Source organism: Prosthecobacter sp. (assembly GCF_049294395.1).
In the GTDB taxonomy this organism is placed as follows: Bacteria; Verrucomicrobiota; Verrucomicrobiia; order Verrucomicrobiales; family Verrucomicrobiaceae; genus Prosthecobacter.
Genome location: NZ_JBAQCR010000345.1, coordinates 22,752 through 41,585 on the forward strand (window position 1 = coordinate 22,752; position 18,834 = coordinate 41,585).

Annotated in this window: 19 protein-coding genes; 7 read left to right on the top strand and 12 right to left on the bottom strand. The window is 59.7% G+C overall.

The window, feature by feature from the left end; genetic code table 11:
* Positions 1 to 50 precede the first annotated feature (50 nt).
* Both WAW39_RS22835 and WAW39_RS22840 read right to left on the bottom strand, forming a co-directional pair.
* On the bottom strand, positions 51 to 1,979 hold the full coding sequence (locus WAW39_RS22835; RefSeq protein ID WP_422321468.1) for a hypothetical protein: 1,929 nt from the start codon (positions 1,977 to 1,979) through the stop codon (positions 51 to 53).
* On the bottom strand, positions 1,976 to 5,014 hold the full coding sequence (locus WAW39_RS22840) for a DUF2339 domain-containing protein (RefSeq protein WP_422321469.1): 3,039 nt from the start codon (positions 5,012 to 5,014) through the stop codon (positions 1,976 to 1,978). Before WAW39_RS22840 ends, WAW39_RS22835 begins: the two co-directional genes overlap by 4 nt.
* An 89-nt stretch (positions 5,015 to 5,103) precedes the next feature.
* Here WAW39_RS22840 and WAW39_RS22845 point away from each other — a divergent pair, with 89 nt between their 5' ends.
* Both WAW39_RS22845 and WAW39_RS22850 read left to right on the top strand, forming a co-directional pair.
* Positions 5,104 to 5,979, top strand: coding sequence for a LysR family transcriptional regulator (locus tag WAW39_RS22845; RefSeq protein WP_422321470.1), 876 nt, complete (start codon positions 5,104 to 5,106; stop codon positions 5,977 to 5,979).
* Positions 5,980 to 6,072: 93 nt separating this feature from the next.
* Positions 6,073 to 6,750, top strand: coding sequence for a hypothetical protein (locus WAW39_RS22850; protein ID WP_422321471.1), 678 nt, complete (start codon positions 6,073 to 6,075; stop codon positions 6,748 to 6,750).
* An 86-nt stretch (positions 6,751 to 6,836) separates the two neighbouring features.
* Here the strand turns inward: WAW39_RS22850 and WAW39_RS22855 are convergent, their stop codons facing one another.
* Positions 6,837 to 7,805: a hypothetical protein gene (locus WAW39_RS22855; RefSeq protein WP_422321472.1), complete on the bottom strand. Its 969-nt coding sequence runs from the start codon at positions 7,803 to 7,805 to the stop codon at positions 6,837 to 6,839.
* 212 nt (positions 7,806 to 8,017) lie between these two features.
* On the opposite strand from WAW39_RS22855, the gene WAW39_RS22860 reads away from it, so the two are divergent.
* Positions 8,018 to 8,443 carry a thioredoxin family protein gene (locus tag WAW39_RS22860; protein ID WP_422321473.1) on the top strand — a complete coding sequence of 142 codons (426 nt, stop codon included), beginning with the start codon at positions 8,018 to 8,020 and terminating at the stop codon, positions 8,441 to 8,443.
* A gap of 37 nt (positions 8,444 to 8,480) precedes the next feature.
* Here WAW39_RS22860 and WAW39_RS22865 read toward each other — a convergent pair whose 3' ends face one another.
* From WAW39_RS22865 to WAW39_RS22890, 6 genes are all read right to left on the bottom strand, one after another.
* Positions 8,481 to 9,266: an NIPSNAP family protein gene (locus WAW39_RS22865; protein ID WP_422321474.1), complete on the bottom strand. Its 786-nt coding sequence runs from the start codon at positions 9,264 to 9,266 to the stop codon at positions 8,481 to 8,483.
* Positions 9,267 to 9,313: 47 nt separating this feature from the next.
* A complete protein-coding gene (locus WAW39_RS22870; protein WP_422321475.1) occupies positions 9,314 to 10,435 on the bottom strand; it encodes a PDDEXK nuclease domain-containing protein in 1,122 nt (373 codons plus the stop codon).
* Positions 10,436 to 10,496: 61 nt separating this feature from the next.
* Positions 10,497 to 10,661, bottom strand: coding sequence for a hypothetical protein (locus WAW39_RS22875; protein ID WP_422321476.1), 165 nt, complete (start codon positions 10,659 to 10,661; stop codon positions 10,497 to 10,499).
* 17 nt (positions 10,662 to 10,678) lie between these two features.
* Entirely contained in the window at positions 10,679 to 11,080 is a 402-nt protein-coding gene (locus WAW39_RS22880) for a PIN domain-containing protein (protein ID WP_422321477.1), read from the bottom strand.
* Positions 11,064 to 11,279 carry a hypothetical protein gene (locus WAW39_RS22885; RefSeq protein ID WP_422321478.1) on the bottom strand — a complete coding sequence of 72 codons (216 nt, stop codon included), beginning with the start codon at positions 11,277 to 11,279 and terminating at the stop codon, positions 11,064 to 11,066. Before WAW39_RS22885 ends, WAW39_RS22880 begins: the two co-directional genes overlap by 17 nt.
* Before the next feature lie 83 nt (positions 11,280 to 11,362).
* Positions 11,363 to 12,271: a sugar phosphate isomerase/epimerase family protein gene (locus WAW39_RS22890; protein WP_422321479.1), complete on the bottom strand. Its 909-nt coding sequence runs from the start codon at positions 12,269 to 12,271 to the stop codon at positions 11,363 to 11,365.
* Between the two features lie 141 nt (positions 12,272 to 12,412).
* On the opposite strand from WAW39_RS22890, the gene WAW39_RS22895 reads away from it, so the two are divergent.
* Both WAW39_RS22895 and WAW39_RS22900 read left to right on the top strand, forming a co-directional pair.
* Positions 12,413 to 13,378, top strand: coding sequence for a hypothetical protein (locus WAW39_RS22895; protein ID WP_422321480.1), 966 nt, complete (start codon positions 12,413 to 12,415; stop codon positions 13,376 to 13,378).
* Between the two features lie 33 nt (positions 13,379 to 13,411).
* A complete protein-coding gene (locus tag WAW39_RS22900) occupies positions 13,412 to 14,134 on the top strand; it encodes a hypothetical protein (protein ID WP_422321481.1) in 723 nt (240 codons plus the stop codon).
* A gap of 7 nt (positions 14,135 to 14,141) precedes the next feature.
* Here the strand turns inward: WAW39_RS22900 and WAW39_RS22905 are convergent, their stop codons facing one another.
* The gene (locus tag WAW39_RS22905; RefSeq protein WP_422321482.1) at positions 14,142 to 14,441 is read right to left on the bottom strand and encodes a hypothetical protein; all 300 of its coding nucleotides are present in this window, start codon (positions 14,439 to 14,441) and stop codon (positions 14,142 to 14,144) included.
* Positions 14,442 to 14,444: 3 nt separating this feature from the next.
* Positions 14,445 to 14,918 (bottom strand): serine hydrolase domain-containing protein, encoded by a 474-nt coding sequence (locus WAW39_RS22910; protein ID WP_422321483.1) that lies wholly within the window; start codon positions 14,916 to 14,918, stop codon positions 14,445 to 14,447.
* 62 nt (positions 14,919 to 14,980) lie between these two features.
* Here WAW39_RS22910 and WAW39_RS22915 point away from each other — a divergent pair, with 62 nt between their 5' ends.
* Complete coding sequence (locus WAW39_RS22915; protein WP_422321484.1) at positions 14,981 to 15,412, top strand: hypothetical protein; 432 nt, start codon at positions 14,981 to 14,983, stop codon at positions 15,410 to 15,412.
* Between the two features lie 150 nt (positions 15,413 to 15,562).
* Here the strand turns inward: WAW39_RS22915 and mutS are convergent, their stop codons facing one another.
* Complete coding sequence (gene mutS, locus WAW39_RS22920; protein WP_422321485.1) at positions 15,563 to 18,100, bottom strand: DNA mismatch repair protein MutS; 2,538 nt, start codon at positions 18,098 to 18,100, stop codon at positions 15,563 to 15,565.
* A 365-nt stretch (positions 18,101 to 18,465) separates the two neighbouring features.
* Between mutS and WAW39_RS22925 the strand changes: the two genes are divergently transcribed.
* Positions 18,466 to 18,825, top strand: coding sequence for a hypothetical protein (locus WAW39_RS22925; RefSeq protein WP_422321486.1), 360 nt, complete (start codon positions 18,466 to 18,468; stop codon positions 18,823 to 18,825).
* The last annotated feature ends 9 nt before the right edge of the window (positions 18,826 to 18,834 follow it).

The following is an 18,834-nucleotide window of genomic DNA, read 5'->3' on the forward strand; positions in this document are numbered from 1 at the left end:
ATAACGTCCGCATGAGGGCCGGGGTTGCAAGGCGAAGCCTTGACCTTCCCTCACTCCACCTTCTTCGGCAGCATCTTCGCCACCACCCACAGCAGCGCTCCCACCACCAGCGCCAGCGCGGCCCAGAACCAGGGGCTGCCCTTGCCGGTGGGGCCGCTGGCATCGGCCTCGTAGCCGGGCAGCTTTTCTTCCTCGCCCAGTGTGGCGGCGACCTGGGTGGCTTTTTCAAAATCAGGCCTCACCAGCTGGAGATCATAGCGTGTGTAGGGAGCGCGCCGGTTGCCGTAGCAGATTTGCACAGGCGTGGTGTCCGGCACACGAAACATCAGCCGCACCACGGGATACACCACCCGGGCGGCGGTGATCTGCAGCCGCGCATTGTCACCGTTGTCCGTGGCCAGGTGGATCGTGGCGGCACGCGGCGCGGTGTAGAGTGCCAGATGAAAGGTGCTGGCAGCCTGGCCGGGCAGCCGCTGCCAGTTGGCATTGCTCAGGATGCGTTCGAAATGCCCCTTCTCCGTCAGATGCTGCTCGGAAACGGTGAGCGTCCGCGCAAACAAGGGCGTGGGGGAGTCCAGCAGCAGCTCGCTCGCGGGAAAATTCGCAAACGGCATCCGAATGTCCCATTTGGACCATCGCGGCTTGTCAGGATCGGGCACTTCTTTGATGGAGACTTCGACCTGCCGGTCCACGCCCGGCTGGATGGCGAGAAACGGTATCTGATGCCCATCCCGCACCACACGCATGTCGTGCAGGTCATTCGCCGTGAGAGCGAGCACTTCGGGAATCAGCTCCACCACCAGCACCCCGGGCTCCTTGAATTCCACCGGCCGCTGAAACGACCACGGAGAAACATCGATCTCCGGACCCACATCCCCCACATCAGGCGCGGTGGCCGTTTTGCTGAAGGCGGTGTTGGCTTTCACCACGCTGGCCATGGCGGACTGCGCGGAGGCATCGCGCAGCTTGTCACTCAGCGCGGCGATGTCATAGCGTGGCTCCGGGGCCTGCACATTGCCAATGTAAAACTGCCACTCCCCTGCGGCATCCGCTTGAAACACCACCGGCACCGGATGCCGCGTCGCTTCAATGCTCTCGATCCGCAGCGGCGGGCTGTCGCCATTGCGAATCACGAGCTCCACTTCACGCGTGGTCGCCAGTTGGTGCACGCCGATGTCGAGATCCTCCGCACTGCGGCCCTCATGCTGCAGCCGGAAGAGCGTGGCACGCGCGCCCAGCAAAGAGGCTTCACGTTGAAACACCGCTTCAGGTGTATGCAGCCGCACGTTCCCCAGCAGTACATTGGCGCTGCCCAGATCGAGCTTCAGATGCGTTTCACCGGCGGCCTCCGTGCGCCCACGGATCTTCACCGGTTGCGACAGCGTGTGCCATTCGGGCAGATCCCGCCGCACCTGCGCCCCGGTAAATACCACGGGCTTGCTGCGCGCATCATCCAGGGTCACACGGAAATGCGTCCACGCTGCGGGCGCAAAGGTAAAGCGCAGCCGCTCCGTCCCGTTCTGCCGGCAGAGCAGCTCATTACTGGCCAGCGTCTGCCAGCGGGCGCCATCCAAGCTTGCTTCCAAAGTGGCGGATTTGATGAAACTGGCCGCCGGAGTTTGCAGCAGCACTTCCGAAGTTGTGCTGCCCGCAGGCGGTCGAAATTCGAGCACGGTGTTCAAGGTGTTCGGATTGAGTGCCGCCCTAAACTCGGGGACCTCCACCATCTCAGGCCGGATGATCCGTGGCAGTGCGATGACGTAAGGCGTCTCCACCTTGCCGGGACTGATGATCCGCAGGTCATGAAACGCCGCGCCTCCCTTCGTTTGCGAGGCATCAAGCAGCTCCGGTTCGAGTTCGATGCGCGTGAGTCCGGGCTGCGTGACGCGCACCGTTTGACGATGCGTCCACGCGGCAAAGTCAGCCGCACCGGCGATCGAGGACAGGCACAGGGCCATGAGCAGAAAAGGCAGTTTCATGATTTGTCGTCGGTGAGAAAACGTTGATACAGGAACGAAGCGGCCAGGGCAATGACGGCCACCACCATCAGCGCGCCAATACGGTAGATGCTTTCGATGTTCGCCAGGTCATGCAGAAACAGCTTCAGCAGCGCCACCGCCAGCAATCCGACTCCCGCGTAGCGCGTGGGCGCGTTGCGCTGCCAGATGCCGATAATAAGCAGCACCAGCGCATACAGCGCCCAGGCGATCGTGTACGTCATGTCACGCCCGAAGTTGCCATCGAAGTCAAAGGTGATCGAGTGTTCACCTGCAGGTGTGAATGCATCCGCAATCTCAATGTTCAGCAGCAGAAAGAGCAGGATGCCACCGAAGGCGCAGAACACACCTCGCAGGTTCACCTTGTCCCAGCAATCATTCGGAGGCGTGAGCCACCGTGCCGCTGCAAACATCGCCAGCGCCGATAGGCTGTAGGCGTAGAGCTGCCAGTTCAGGATGGCCGTCTCACCGCGCATTTGATAGGCCAGCACCGCCGGATTCAGCGCCAGCCGCACGAAGGAGGCCACCAGCAGCACCGCGCCCGTGCCACGCAGGCCGGGATGCGGCACCCGGCGGAAAAGCCAGCACAGCGCCGCACCTTCCAGCGCCCAGCCCAGCGTGATCCACTGCTTCTCAAACTGGATCGGGAAAATGAGTGTGATGAAAAACAGCGCCACACCCCCAAACCACGCGAGCTGCGTCAGTCGCGCCGGATTGTCTGCCGCATGCTGCTTCAGCACAAAGACGAGGCACAGCAGCGGCGCGACCGCAAACGCCACAGGCAGCAGCCCCATCATCTCATTCGGCCAGGTCTGCCCCACGAGACGATAGACAAGCCCAAAGGTCCCCAAACCCGCAGCCGCCGAGGCGATCCATGGGAGCTGGCGCTTGGCAAAGAGCTTCTCAAACACCAGCGGAAATGCCGTGAAGAGCGCGTAGAAGCCCAGATACCACAGCAGCGGCGTGGCGGCATGTTCCGCGTTGAAGCTCTGCTGATGCCAGGCCCACTCCAGCGCCAGCACACAGCCCAGCGCCGTGGGTGCCAGCACGGTGATGCCGCTGATGCACGCAAGCCCCAGCAGAAACACCGTGAGCAGCAGCGCGAGGCCAAACACCGGCGAGGGATCAATCACGTGGAGATGCAGCGTGGCGAGAATCAGCAGCGCAAATGGCAGCACCGCAGAGCTGACCGGCAGCATGGCTGCAAACGGCACCTTCGGCATTTTGCGCGAGAGGAAACTGCTGGCCACACCAAACAGCACCGCGAAGCCACCCAGCACGATGAGGAACAGTCCCAGGCTGCCGGCGGTATTCGCAGGCAGACGAAACAACCACGCGCCTGCCGTGATGAGTGTCAGCGCCAGTGCGGCGAGCACGGGAATCAGCGCACCCGTGAAAATCGCCAGACCAATGATGAGCAGATCCACGAGCAGGATCGCCGGCCACAGCATGAGACTGACCGCATCCAGACACAGCACCGGCATGAACAGCAGCACCAGAGTGATCACCGGCGTCCAGCTCATGAACAGCGTGGTGGACTGACTGCGGCGCTGCCACAGCACGGCAAAGGCGGTGTGCAGCAGGCCAAAGCCGAGATAAATGCCCAGCGCATAGGGCAGCAGCTCGTCGGTGAGCCTCGTCGTGGTCCAGATGGAAAGATGCAGAAAGGTGAGTGTGGCGACGATGCCGTGAGCCCTGGCCACCCGCGGCTGCTGCCACACAATGAGCAACACGACGGCATTGATGCCGAGCACAAAGGTGTACAGCAGCGTGGGACGCTCGGTAATGGCACCAAATCCAAGGAAGACGAACGCGGCGAACAGCGCACTGCCGCACAGGGCCAGCGCCGCACCCGCAGGATAGGCATCCTCATCTGCACGTTGCCGCGACCACCAGGCAGCGAGCATGAACAAGGTGGCAAAGCCTAGAAACACGATCACCGGAATCCACGTGGCTGAACCCATGGCATACTCGGACGAGCGGAAGAATTTCATCATCCATCCCGCCTGCATGATGATCGTGCCAGCCGCAGCCAAAGCCGTGAGATGCAGCCAGCGTTTGTGTTTGGCCACCGCCAGCACGCCGATGTCCAGCAAGGCGATGTAGCCAAACAGCCCGCCGGGATTGTCCTGGCCGGTGGAGCAGAGAATCGGCGTCAAAAAGCCGCCCAGCATGCCCAGCACCGCCACCACCTGCGCCTCCATCCGCACCGCCAGCAGGAAAGCCGTGGTGGTGATCAGCGTCATCATGCCAAAGGTCACCAGCGCATGATTGAAGGGCGGAATGTGGTACAGCGCATGCGCCGCAAAACTCACGCCATACAGCACCACGATGCCTGTCGCGCACAGCGTGTGCGCCAGTGTGGCATACGGCTTGAGGCGCTGGATCACCACCCCCGCACCCACAAGCCCCGCGCCGATCACAAAACCAATCGCCGTGCGCAGTTCGGGGGAAATCCATCCGCGCTCGATGCTGAGCTTCACAAAGAAGATGATGCCCAGAAACAGGGCCAGCCCGCCCACCCACGCAAAGAGCTTCGCCCCCATGAATTGTTCCAGAGAAATGCTGGGAGCCGGTGCAAGTGAGGGGCGTGGCTTGGGCTCCACCGTTGGTCTGAAGTCCGGCGCATGCACGATAGCAGGGGGCATGGGAGTTTTGACCGCAGCGGGTTCGGAGGGCGGAACCGGCGGCAGTGCAGCCGGAGCCGTCACGAAGACGGGTTCAGCTGAAGGAACAGGCGCATGCTTGGCGATGGTTTCAGGCGCTGCCACCGGGGCGGCAGCCGCCGGAGCCTGCTGTGCCTGTGCCGGCCTAGTCCCGGCTTCGAGCGCTTCTATGCGCCGAACCAGCCGCGCCTCGCGTTCGACGCTCCGCGTGGTGATTTCCCGAAGCGAGCTGATTTGTGCGCCCAGTTCATCGCCGCGCCGCCGCGCCCTGACGGCAATGACGAGCGCGATGATGGGCATGATGAGCACCGCGCCACCGATGATCACGAGAATGAAAATGATTTCGTCCATATTGCTGCGCAGTCTCTCAGGATCGGCAGACAAGGGAAATTGATATTTCCACGTGGCATCATTGATAATCCGTATAGCCTTTCACCTGCATGAACGTCCATCACCTCGAACTCTTCTACTATGTGGCGCGTCACGGCGGCGTGAGTGCGGCGGCCCGGGCCATGCCCTACGGCATTCAGCAGCCGGCTATCAGCGCCCAGATTCTCCAGCTCGAAGATGCTCTTGGTGTCACCCTGTATCAGCGGCGCCCCTTCCAGCTTTCCCGCGAAGGGCAGACGCTCTACGATTTCATCGCGCCCTTCTTCGGTGGTCTCACCGAGATGGGAGACCGCCTGCGCGGTGGCGGTGAAAACCGGCTGCGCATCGCCTCCGCAGAAGTCGTGCAGCGGGACTATCTGCCAGAGCTCTTCGGCCGCATGCGGCGGCGGGTGAAAGGGTTTCATTTCACCCTCACCCATGGTCGCCAGCAGGAGATCGAAACGCTGCTGGCCGCACAAGAGGTGGACATTGGATTTGGCACCCTCATGGAAAAAACCGTGGCCAACATCGAATCACGCGAGCTCCTCCGTTTGCCGATGGCCCTGCTGGTACCCAAGCAGAGCGGCATCACCAAGGCCGAGCAGATTTTTGAAAAGGACCGCATCGATCTGCCTCTCGTCGCCTTGGAGGCCAAAGACGTGGTGGCGCGTTCCTTTCAGGCCGCCTTGCGCCAGCGCGGTGTCGAATGGCTGCCCAGTCTCGAAGTCGGCAGCTTCGATCTCGTGCTGCGCTATGTTGTCGAAGGTTTTGGTGCAGGCCTCATCCTGCTTCATCCGCGCATTGAACTTCCCGCCCAGGTGAAAGCACTCGCGCTGGATGGTTTCCCACCGCTTTGCTTCGGCGCCCTTTGGACAGGACGCCTTTCGCCATTGGGAGAGGCCTTTCTCGCGGAAGCGACTGCCCTGGCGGCTGAACTGGCCCCGTAGTGGGAGATGCTTGGTGCGGCTTGTCCGGCCTAAATCATGTTCCTCAACAATCGAATGAATAAGCTTTGAGCCTACGCGTCGGAGGTGAGGATTATGAAAATCAAATCGCTTTCACTTCTGCTCGCTTCACTGACCGTCGCCGTCTCTCTGACCTCCTGTGAGGAATTCGCTGGCCCTTATGCTTCCGGCTATGGTTATGGCGGTGGGTATTCATCCCGGCCAAACTACTACGGCGGCGGCTACAACTCACGGCCAGTGGTTTCATACAACAGCTTTAACAGCTACAGCTCACGGCCCTATTCCGGCTATTCAAACCGTTCTTACGCCACTCCCGGCTTCGCCTCATTCTTTAGCGCTCCCTCGCATCACTCCAGCCGCGGGTACTCATCTCCTTCCTACGGTCATCACCAGCACCACTCGTCCGGTCACTCCGGCGGTGGCTTTTCCAGTGCTCCCTCTTCCTTTGGTGGCAGCTCCCATTACTCCGGTGGCAGCACGCACCATTCAGGCGGCAGTTCCGGTGGCTTTGGTGGCGGCAGATTTGGCGGCGGTACCACGCACCACTCCAGCAGTGGCTTCGGCGGTGGATTCGGTGGCGCATCCTCAGGCGGCTCCGGTTTCGGCGGCAGCTCCCACCACCACAGCAGCCACTCATCCGGCGGTGGCTCACACGGTGGATTTGGCGGCGCTCCATCCGCTCCATCGGGCGTTGGCGCTCCCAGCCACTCCAGTGGCGGACATCACAGCGGCGGCCGTCATGGCATGCATTGAGAGTCGGAACGACCCTCAAGGAACCTGATCATTGCAACGCCCGGAGGTTTTCTCCGGGCGTTGTGTTTTTTCGCACCTGATTCGGCTCACTCCTGCGGCAGGTGGCCAATCACACGCGGCTTGCCCGCGCCTTCCCACAGCATCAGCGCGGGGCCTTTGTTTTCCTCCGTCGCATCTCCGCAGAAAAACACGCGCGGCGTGCCGCCAATCTCAGTGGCACAGAAGCCGGCCGCGTATTCCATGTCATCCGCAATCACCTCGGTTTTGTTCAGCGAGTAAGACATGGCATCGAGCTGGTCTTTCGCGCCGGGAGAATCGTTGGAGGTCGGCGCGTACATGGGCTTGGCAGGCAGCGGCGTGCGCAGGATCGCGGACATGTGGTGCCCGCGCAGCTGGGCGTAGATCCATTTTCCTGCCGGAGCCACATGCTGCACCCACATGCTGCCGCCGTTGGCTTCATCCGTGTTCATGATGGCCAAAGGCGCGATGCGTGCTCCCACCAGCGTGCCCAGACGCTCCGTGCCCGTGTCGTCATCCGCCTGGATGCCACCCTCCCACACATCACCGTCGCTGATGAAAAACAGACGGCCGTCGTTGGAAAAAACGCCGCCAGTCGCGCTGCTCACGCGGCGGCAGAAAATGGACAGAAAGGGATGCTTGCCGCCTGGTTTGCGACCGTAAAAGGTCCCCATGCTCGTCGCGTCAGCCGTTTCATTGCCACTGACAAAAAGACAATCGGTGAGCGGCGTGCCCGGCACCGTGGCCACGAACAAATCCGTCGCGCCCACCACGGGTGCCGTGGCGCAGACGCGCTTCACTGGCGTGGCAGCACCCGGTGTCCACACCCACACACCCTCTTTGGCAAGAAACAGCGTTTCACCCTCACTGCCTGCCGCCACGCTTTCGATGCTCTCCTCCTTCAGCTCTGCTGGCAAAGGCGCCTGCGTGATCTTTCCCGTGGCAATGTCCACCTGCACCAGCCCGGATCGCCCCCGGCTTCCGAGTCCCATCGTCACCGTCCTGCCGTCTTTCGAAAAGAAAGCCTCATTGGCCATGCCGGATTGAAATGAAAACGTCAGGGCAAGAGAAGCACTGACAAGAAAAACCGGAAGTCGTGAAATGCACATGGCGCACGGGTTAAGGCAGCCTGCTGGCAAGTCAATGCGCATCAGCCACCGTCATGATTCTTCGATCTCATGCAGAATCCGGGAATAAAAAACGCCCCCAGCACATCTCATGAATCGTTCCCTTTAATACCCCCTAAACCATGAAAAAAACCATCCTCCTCATCCTCGCCGCCGCCACAAGCTTCGCCCTGGCCAGCGACTTCCCGAAAGGCAGCCCTGATTTCAAAAACAGCAGCACCGTCGCCATGAGCGCCGCGAAAAAATCCGGCAAGCCGGTCATCCTCGTCTTTTCCGCCGCCTGGTGCCCGCCCTGTCAGGCCATGAAACACGACGTCTATCCCAGCGCCGAGGTGAAGGCCTTTCACGACAAGTTCGTCTGGGCCTACATCGACATTGATGATGCGCGCAATGAAAGCGCTGCCAACAAATACGGGGTCAATGGCATCCCGCACATCGAGTTCCTCAATGCCGAAGGCAAGGAGGTCGCCAAACAAGTCGGCGGCACCTCCTCCGAAGAGTTCGCCAAGACACTCCAAAACGTGCTGGCCAAGGCGAACAAATCTTGAGCAGACAGGATTGCGGAGCCGGGGTTACCCCGGCTCCTCAGATCTGTGAATATGCTGTCGGCACAAGCACCAGGTTTGTGATGCGTGACACGATCTCCTTGTCCGTAAAGCCCGGCGTGGTCTTCAGCTTCGTCCATTCCGGATCGACGCGGAAAGTGTTCCATGCCTGATCCTTCGCTGCAGCATCGCTGAAGCTCAGCATGTAGGTCAGATTGGGCATCAGCGGTCCCACGATGGTTTCGCCAAAGAAAACGGCGTTGAGTCCGCTGCGTTTGAAGATCGCCAGTTCGCCGATGTTGAACATCTCGATCTTCTTCTTCCCCGTCTTCTCGCTGGGGCTCTCATAGATGCGCAGCTGGTAAACCTGGCTGCCCTTGGCTGGCACCGCCATCGCAGGCATGCCTGCAATGCCCTGCGTCAGCCAGCTTTCCACGCGTTCGTACACCGCATCCACCGCCGGTGCATCCAGATAAGCCGCGCCCTGCTTTTGCAAGGCCGCGTCTGCCAGCAGATCCGCACTCTTCGCGAGTTGATCCAGCGAGCTGTACCGCAGCACCACATAAACTACAGGCGTCCCTTCCGCCTTCTCCGGCAGAAACACCCCCACGTTTTTCACGCCGAGACGGTTCAGCGCCGGAATCGCCGCATCCTTCAGGTAAGTCTCCAGAACACTCTGTTTCTCCGCACTCTTGAGAGTGTACTTCCGAATTTCAAAATACTCCCGCGCAGCTCCGTTTGGCTCATCAGCCGCAGGCAGGTTTTGAATGGCGCCGACCAGCCCGCTGGCGGCCACGGTGGATTTGAGGAAAGTGCTTCGAGTCATGAGAGGGTTCGTAGATTAAGTGTTGGAATAGAAACGCTGTGCTTGGCTCAGCGAGCACGTCGCGTGCGGCTGGGAGTTCTTTTCTTGGATCGTGTCGGGGTGGGCTTGTCTTGCAATCTCTGCTCGCGCGCAAAAATCTCCATTTCACGATTCAGTTCGGCACGCAGTTCGTCCTCACTGGGAAGCACGAGCCGGTATTTGCTGGCAAAAAGCTGTTCATGACCGTGCAGCACGGAATAGCGCACCACGCTGGCATCCTTGTGGGCGCACAGAATGATGCCCACGGTGGGTCCGTCTCCCGGCCCCCGATGCTGCTCGTCATACATGCGCACATACATGTCCATCTGGCCAATGTCTTGATGCTCCAGCTCCCGGGTTTTGAGATCGAAGAGGACAAAGCATTTCAGCACGTAGTTGTAGAAAACCAAGTCCACGTAGAAGTCCTTCGTTTCCGTGCTGATGCGTTGCTGCCGCGCCACAAACGCGAAGCCCTTGCCCAGCTCAAGCAGGAAAGACTGCAGATTGCTGACGAGCGAGTCTTCCAGATTCGACTCCAACAGCTTGCCTGTGCCGGGCAGTCCCAGAAACTCCAGCACGATCGGATCACGAATAAAGTCGCGCGGGCTGGGCGCTTCCAAGGCCAGATTTTGCACCGCCTCCACCTTCACGGCTTTTTTGTCCCGGCTCCTCAGCAGCCTCTCATAGTAAAGGCTGCCCATCTGCCGTTCCAAAGCGCGCGTGCTCCAGTTCTGCGCGATGGACTCACGCACATACCATTCACGGGCTGCTTCATCATCCACGCGCAGAAGAAGGCGGTAATGCGTCCAGCTCAATTCAGGACGCACTGCGTCTAAATTTGAAAAGGCAGCATGGAACTGTCTCATCTTGTAAAGGTTCGAGGCATCATATCCACGGCCAAACTCCGTTGTCAGCTTGTCTGCCAGCCGTCTGAGCAGGCCGGCTCCATATTCAGCCCGCTGCGCTCCCTCTTGCTCAAACTCCACGATATGACGGCCCACCTCCCAGCAGGTGCGCACCTGCATCACGTCGACAGCGCGCAGCAGCTGCGCTCGGGATTCCAGAATCAGCCCGCGCAACTGGCTCAGCAGCCGGTCAAAACCATGACCCGCCTTGACGATGGATTGCCTGGGCTTCTTCGGTAAGGGCATGCGGCCCAACATTGAACGTCGCCGTCGGACTCTCAACCACGTTTCTCCACAAACCCTCGGATCAGTCAGCAGCCTTCATGTTGATAATCGAATCACTTTGGGCTTTCTGCGTGCCTAGCTGCGAAACATTCCCTGTCTCAAAATCCGCCACCGTCAGCACCTTGTTTTGCGCCGCCGCTGCGGCAGTCAGCATAACGAAGAGAAGAGCGATCAGGTTGGGTTGCATCAAGCGATGTGGGTGAATCAGGCTTGGATGATCGTCAATAGATCGGCCAGTTCTTCAAAGTGAGCGTCCTTGCAATAAAGGGGCAGGCCATGGCTTTTGGCGGTGGCAGCGATCCAGAGGTCGTTTTCTGGAATCGGCCTGCCTTTGAGAGCGAGAGCTTGCTTGAGTTCGGCATAAGCAGTGGCTGTTGCGTCATCAGGCAGGAGGATGACAACCTCACGGTAAAAGCGCTCCCATTGTTCGATGGCACGTCGGCTGTTGCCCGCGCGCTGGATCCCGAAGCGCATTTCTCCAAGAGCTGTGAGCGGAAGGTAAAGCTCTGTGGCCGCCTTGAGCTTGGCAGCAATCACAGGATCACCAGTCCGCATATGACGAACGATGACGCTGCTATCGAGGGCAAGGCTACCAGGCGTTTTCATCCACGGTGCTGCATTCGGCCAGGGCTGTTTCGAGTGCTTCGCCTTCTTCGCCAGTCAGACTGCCAGCAGTGGCGTCGATCATGTTTGCGCGGCGCATGCGGCGTTCTTCGATCAGAGTTTGAATGAAATCGGCTGTCTCCTCCAGTTGGTCGGCTGGCAGGCGTCGCAGTTCATCCATGAAGGTCAACGCAGTCGTCATGACTCAATAATACACTCAGGGGCATTGATTGTCGAGATGGATGAAAACGTACAGGTGCGACATGTTTGTTTTTGGGGTTTCCTTCACCCCACCTTCGCCACTGCGCCCGCCAGCACCCCATGACACTTCTTCGCCGCAGCAATCGGCTCATACCCCGGCTTGCTGAAGATCTGTCCGCTCACCTCCACCACCACAGGTCCTCGGTAACCATGCTGCTTCAGCGCGGTGAAATACTTCACATAATCGGTCTTTCCTTCGCCCGGCAGTAGGAACTGGAACTTCGCCGCATCACCCGTCGCGTCCTTCACATGAATGAATTTCGTGCGCGGCAGCAGCAGCTTCATGCTTTCCTCCATGTCGATGCCCTGCAGCTCAAAGTGGCTGTAGTCATACGTCACCTGAATGGATGGAGACTTCACCTGCTCCAGCAACCACAGCAGGCGCTCTGGCGAGTTCACCGCGCTGCCCACATGCGCCTTGATCGCGATCACAGTCTTCTCTTTCTCCGCCACTTCCGCCCATGCCTGCAGCTTCTCCACCATGCCTGCCTTCTGCTGCTCCCACGTCGCCGGTTTGCCGCCGCACACCGTCTCGATGATCGGCGGCTGCGCGGCGTTCATGTCCCGTGCCACCTGCGCCGCATCCTTGATGCCTTGCAGGTTCAGCGCATGCGCCTTGTCATCCGCCGTCAGGCTCAGGTTCACCATCAGGCACGGCAGATCCAGCTTCAGCGCCGCAAGCTGCTTCACCGCTTCCGCCCGCGCCTCCGCCGTGAAAACCTTCGGCTCCGTGGGAAACCCCGCATTCAGAGCCATCTCCACATTCGCATAGCCGATCTCCGCACACACTTTCAGCGCCTCGCTCAAAGTCAGCGTTTTCATCCCATACAAACTGAAACCCAGACTGACCCCTCCCGGCGCCGCAGCACGCGCGAATGATGGCAGGGCGGCAAACCCCAGGGCGGTGTGAAGAAAATGGCGGCGTGTGGTCATGAGGGATTTGGGTGGGTGGACTTGTTTGATAAACTACCGGGCGCTGCATTCCTTGCATCGGAAGTTTCACCGCCATCATGCCGAATCAGTGAGAGACAAAACGCCGCCGCCGCGTTTCCGCGACTTCCCACTCCTCCGACCATGACACGCAGCTTCCATCACATCGCCTTCTGGGCATTCGCGCTCCTCTCACTTCCCATGGCGGCAGGCGCAGCCGGCGAAGCGAAAACACTCAACGTCCTCTTCATCGGCAACAGCTTCACCGCACGTCACAATCTCTCCACCGTGGTCAAGTCGATGGCCGAGGCCGGCAACCCGGGCCTCACCTTCAATCGCACCGATGTCATCTACGGCGGCCGCACACTCAAAGACCACTGGCGGCTAGGCACCCAAAACATCGTCAAACAATCCACACTCACCGAAGCCGAGGAGAAAGCCACCATCGCCGCCCTCGAAAAAGATGCCGCAGACCCCAAGGACAAATACGCCAAAAACGCCCTCGCACGCCATGCCGAAGTGCTCGCCAAGCTCGAGGCCAACCGCAAACCCTGGGACATCATCGTCCTCCAGTCCTATCGCGATGACATCGAGGGCGATCCCACCGCTTACGCCGAGTATGCACCCAAGTTCGCCGCACTCGCCAAAGCCCAGGGCGCACGTGTCATCCTCTACGAGACCACACCCAACACGCAAAACCCCCAGCCCCTGACCAAGGTTCCCGATCCCGCTCCCATCCTCGCCAAAGAACGCGCCATCGCCGCGCTGGCAAAGAAGATCGATGCCTCCGTCGCCCCCATGGCTCTCGTCGCCCTGCGCTGCCAGACCCAGCGCCCCGATCTCACGCTGCGCTTCATCAATGACGCTCATCTCAATCAGACCATGTCCTACCTCACCGCATGCACTCTGTATGCCGCCATCTTCCACCAAAGCCCCGTCAGCCTCCCCATCGACTCCGTCACCGACATCCGCACCATGGAAACTCCCACCCACGACAAGACCAAGGACCGCGACGGCAACCCCATCACCCGCAAGTTCTCCGACAAAGACCGCGCCGACCTCCAGCGCATCGCCTGGGAGGGCTGGTCGGAATTTCAGAAGCTGCCATGATGGTTCCATCACGTTCCCACCGTACTTCACCCCATGAGGAAGAAAGGGAACTCCATGAAGCAGATGCCTTGCGCCCTCTTCCTTGGCCTGTGCATGGCTGCGCCGCTGCATGCCGCAGAGACCATTTCACCTGATGACGATGGTGCGATCCCGCGTTCGGTGAACATGGAAGACTTTGACGCGCTCGTCACAAACTCCCCCTTCACCCGCTCCCTCGGCGTCTCCGACTCACTCATCCTCACCGGCGTCGCCCACTTCGAAAAAGACACCTTCGCCACCCTGCTCGACACCAAAACCTTCGAGTCACACGTCGTCTCCAAGACCCCCAATTTCCAAGGTTGGCAGCTCGTCGGTGTCGGCGGCAATTCCGCTGAAATTCAAACCTGGTCCGCCAAGATCCAGATCCCCGGAGGCGAGGTCATCTCCGTCCGCTACCAAAAGCCCCCGCCCCGCCCTCCTCGATCTAAATCAGGCGGCAGCAGCTCCGGCACCTCCGGTGGCAACGCCCCACCGCTGACATCTTCCCAGCTCAACGAAGCCAAAGCCGCCGCCGTGAACTACAAAGAGGGCTTCTCCTCAGACGGCTACCCCAAGGCCCCGCCCCCCGAGATGGTCGCCAAACTCTCCCGCCTCAGCACCTCCCAGCGCGAGACCATCAACCAGCAAATGCTCGGTCTCCGCAACCAAGGCCTCGGCCTCGACGAACGCCGCAAAATCTACGAAGGCCTCGTGGAGCGCTCCTTGCAGGGGCGGTGAGTCTCCGTCACTTCCACAGCGCCTTCGCTGCGGCGTTTTGAAACGCCTCGCGCACCGGGCTGGCGTCGCTGTTGGGGAAGTTCGCGCGCTGCACCATCAGCACATAGATGGCCTCCTTCTTCGGATCGATCCATGCCTGCGTGCCCCACGCATCGCCGTGACCGAAGGTGCCGGTCGAAAGCATTTTCGCCAGACCTTCGTGCGGCTCCTTTAGCACGCACGCACCGATGCCCCAGCCGTAGTTCTTGCCGTGACTGCCGAACTCCTCTTTCTGGTAGAAGCCGCAGGGCAGACCGCCCGTGTGCACAGACTAGAGAATCTTCACCGCCTCGGGACTCGGGATGCGTTTGCCATCCAGCGTACCGCCATTGAGCAGCATCTGGCAAAAGCGGGTGTAATCCTTCGCACAGGAATATAGGCCGCCATTGCCCTGCGACGTGCGGCCGCGTTTACCGAAGTCGCTGCGTGGCGGCACAGCTTCCAGTTTGCCGATGTTCTTGTTCTTCGCATAGCCCGTGGCCGTCTCCCCCCACTGCGCATCTGTGGGGTAGAAGCTTGTGTTCGTCATGCCGAGCGAATTAAAGAGGCGCTTCTGCAAAAATTCGTCGAACGTCATCCCGCTGATCACCTCCACGATGCGTGCCGCCGCGTTAATGCCGGACTGGCAGTACTGCCATTTATCGCCCGGCTCATATTGCATCGGCGTCGCCAGCCAGATCGGGACCAGATCGGCCAACGTGTGCGCTTCCTGCGCCTTGGCTTTCCTTTCGTAGTAAGTATGCAAAGATGTTGTTTGGATTACACACAGGTTGACTGAATGAGAGTTGTCGGATTTAATCTTAAATCATGCGCATTCATTCAATTGAAATGCTTTGGAATCCAACAGTGGTGCCAAGCGAAGAGGAGTACCTCTGGTTGAGATCGATAGATAAGAAACAGTTTTTTACCCATCTAGCGCAAAAGAATCGTGAGTTGCGCAGGGATTATAATTCACAAAACCCATATCAATGGCGTCCGGTTTTGATCGGTTTTGGCGTGGGCATTGGAATCTTTTTATTCGGTGGAATAGTTAAGAGTGAGGCGATTCTAGGTGTGGGAGCACTGGTTGTTTTTTTTGCCCTTTTTGCTAGCGTTTCGACTTTTTTATCTCGTGACTATAGCACGGCATATCGAGGTCAAAAAAGATACTTCGTCTCCTGTTGGCAGGCGGCTCAGATCTACGATTATCCAATTTTTGTTAAATTCGTTGAGCGCAAACTTCTTGGGATTTATATATAAAATATAAAAACGGGCTTGTGACGATACGACAGCCATCCACAGACAATGTTCTAGTGAATGCGTAATCTCAGTCTATTTCGGCTAATGGCTCGGGAGAGTGCCATGATTATTACTGTCGTGGTTGTTTCACCATAGGCATCCGAGAGCAGCTCACCCAAACAACACCATCTGCCCCGCGTCCGCGTCACTCACGGCCTTCTTCCTCACCTTCGCCGGCACACTCGTCGCCACCGGCACCTCCTTCACGCTCTCCGCAGGCTGATGCCCCGCTTCGAGCTGCTGCAGCACTTCCTTCGCGCGATCAATGACACCCTCAGGTAATCCCGCGAGCCTCGCCACCTGGATGCCGTAGCTCTTCTCCGCGCAGCCCGGCATGATCTTGCGCAGAAAGATGATCTGCTGGTTCCACTCCTTCACCGCCACGTTGTAGTTTTTCACCGCACTGCGACTTTGCGCCAGCGCCGTGATTTCATGGTAGTGCGTCGCAAACAAGGCCCGTGCGCCCACCTTGTCATGGATGTGCTCGGCCACGCTCCACGCGATGCTCAGTCCATCAAACGTGGAAGTGCCGCGCCCGATCTCATCCAAGATCACCAGACTCCGCTCCGTCGCATTGTTCAAAATCAGCGCCGTCTCATTCATTTCCACCATGAAGGTACTCTGCCCGCGCGCGAGGTCATCACTCGCGCCGATGCGCGTGAAGATGCGATCCACCAGCCCCACCTCTGCGCTGAAGACTGGCAGGTAGCTGCCAATCTGCGCCATGAGAGTGAGCAGCGCCGTCATGCGCAGATACGTGCTCTTACCCGCCATATTCGGTCCCGTGATCAAAATCAGCCGGCTCTCCTCCGGCTCCAGCGTGATGTCATTCGGCACGAAGCGCTCGCCGCTCGTCAGATTCTGATCCAGCACCGGATGCCGTCCATCGCGGATGAACAAATTGCGCGTCTCATTCAGCACCGGCCGCGTGTAGTTAAACAGCCGAGCCGTTTCAGCCAGCGAGCCCACCGCATCCAAAATGGCAATCGTCTCCGCTGTCTCCTGAATGTGCACCAGATGCTCCAGCACGCGGCCACGCAGCCCCAGAAACTCCTCATACTCCAGCGCCTTGCTGCGCTCCTCACTGCCGAGGATCTTGTCCTCCATCCGCTTCAGCTCATCCGTGATGTAGCGCTCGCCATTCACCGTCGTCTGCTTGCGGTGATAGTCCGCCGGCACGCTGCCCACATTCGCTTTCGTGATCTCAATGAAGTACCCAAAGACCGCATTGTATTTGATCTTGAGACTCTTGATCCCCGTGCGCTCGATCTCACGCTGTTGCAAATCCGCGATCCACTGCCTGCCCAGCGTCGAGGCCGCGCGCAGTTCATCCAGCGCAGGCAGATAGCCCTCACGAAAAACCCCGCCTTCCTTGATCTGCATCGGCGGCTCATCCGCAATGGCCCGCTGAATCTCCTGCGAGATCCCCGTGAGATCATGCAGACGCGCCAGCAGCAGAGGGATCATCTTGATCCCTCCTTCGGAGAGCGACTCCGCATCCTTCTCCGCGATGAGCTGCTCCAGCGCCGCACGCAAAGCCGGCACCACTTCCAGCGACGACGCCAGCATCAACAAATCACGCCCATTCCCGCTGCCCTGGCTCAGGCGTGAACTCGTCCGCTCCAAATCCCGCACCTCTTTCAGCAGTGTGCGGATCTGGCTGAAGAGCATCGATTCCTCCAGCAGCGCCGCGATCATATCCTGCCGCTGCGTCAGCGCCTCAAGATCTCTGAGCGGGTGCAGCACCCAGTGCCGCAGTTTGCGCGCACCCATCGGCGTGCAGGTGCGGTCCAGCGCGCTCAGCAGCGTATGCGCATTGCCACCGCGTGCCGTCACCAGTTCCAGATGACTCTGGCTCGCCGCATCAATGAGCACTACATCGCTGATCTGCGCATAACGCAGCCGCTGGATGTGCTCCACACTCCGCCGCAGTTGAAACTGCAGATACTGCAAAATACAGCCCGCCGCACCGATCGCCGCGCTAAGCCCCTGGCAGCCAAAGCCATCGAGCGATTGCACCTTGAAATGCTGCGTCAGACTGTGCTCCGCCTGATCAATCAAAAACAGATACCCCTCAATCGGCTGCGCACAGCTCGGACTGCCAAGCGCCGCGATCAAGTCCCCCTGCTCCTCGCTGTACAGCAGCTCACTCGCCTGCAGTCTCTCCAGCTCATCCGCCAGCTCCGTCGTGTCCTTGAACTCGGCCACCTCAAACTCACCCGTCGTATGGTCCACATACGCCAGGCCAAGCTTCTTCCCCTCGCGAAACACCGCCGCGAGGTAGTTGGATCGGTTCGAGTCCAGCAGGTTGAGGTCATTGATCGTCCCCGCGCTCAGCACCTGCGACACCGCACGCTCCACGATCTTCCCCGGCACCGGGTCCGTCGTCTGCTCCGCGATGGCCACCCGCTTGCCCGCCTTGATCAGCTTCGCGATGTACCCCTGCGATGAATGATGCGGCACCCCGCACATCGGCACCCCATTGCGCTTCGTCAGCGCCACATTGAGGATCGGCGAGGCCGTCTTCGCATCCTCAAAGAACAGCTCATAAAAATCCCCCAGGCGGAAGAACAGCAGCACGTCCTCCGGCAGTTCACGCCGGATGGCGAGGTACTGCTTCATCATGGGAGTGGTGCTGGCGTCGGACATGGGCGGGGGCAAGGAATCAAGAGGTTGGACGGAAGGTCAAGATGGAGCAATGACGAATGACGATTTCGGAGCCGCGCGAAGCGAGACACACGACTGAAAGGGGCCCGCAGGGCGAGCAAAGCGAGTGAACGATGAAATGCCTCTGCAGCGCCGCCACCCTGCCAAACCTGCGTTTGTCCGCTGCCCAACTCACCTCCTTCGAATAGGCAGATTCAGCAGGCTACGCCGTGGTCACGGTCAATGGCTCCCAGGTGGCGGCTGCAGTTCACGCAGGGGCACACTCAGGAGCCTTCCAAACACTGAAGATTTCAGTGGGATGAAGTGTGCGCTTGATCAGCAGCGGCATGTTTGCAACATAGGCCATTATGAACCAACCCCAGCGCGAAGCCCTGTTCGACATTCTCAGTCTCTCCATCTATGCCGACGCGCACATCTCCCTGACCGAAGATCGTCTGCTGGAGTCCGCCTTTGTCGCCGAAGGCTGGGATTCAGAGTACCCGAAGAGTCTCTTCATCGACGAGTCCCTGGCCCGCGCCCGTGAGGCCGCCGAGAGCGACGACGCCATGTTCGATTACATCAACGAGAAGGCGCAGGTCTTCACCACCAAGACCGCGCAAAAGGAAGTGCTTGGCGTGGTCAAAAACATCCTCAAGAGCGACGGCGAAACCCACGAGGAAAACGAGTTCTACAATCTGCTCGTTCAGGCCCTGCCGAAGACGAAGTAGTTTCCGAGT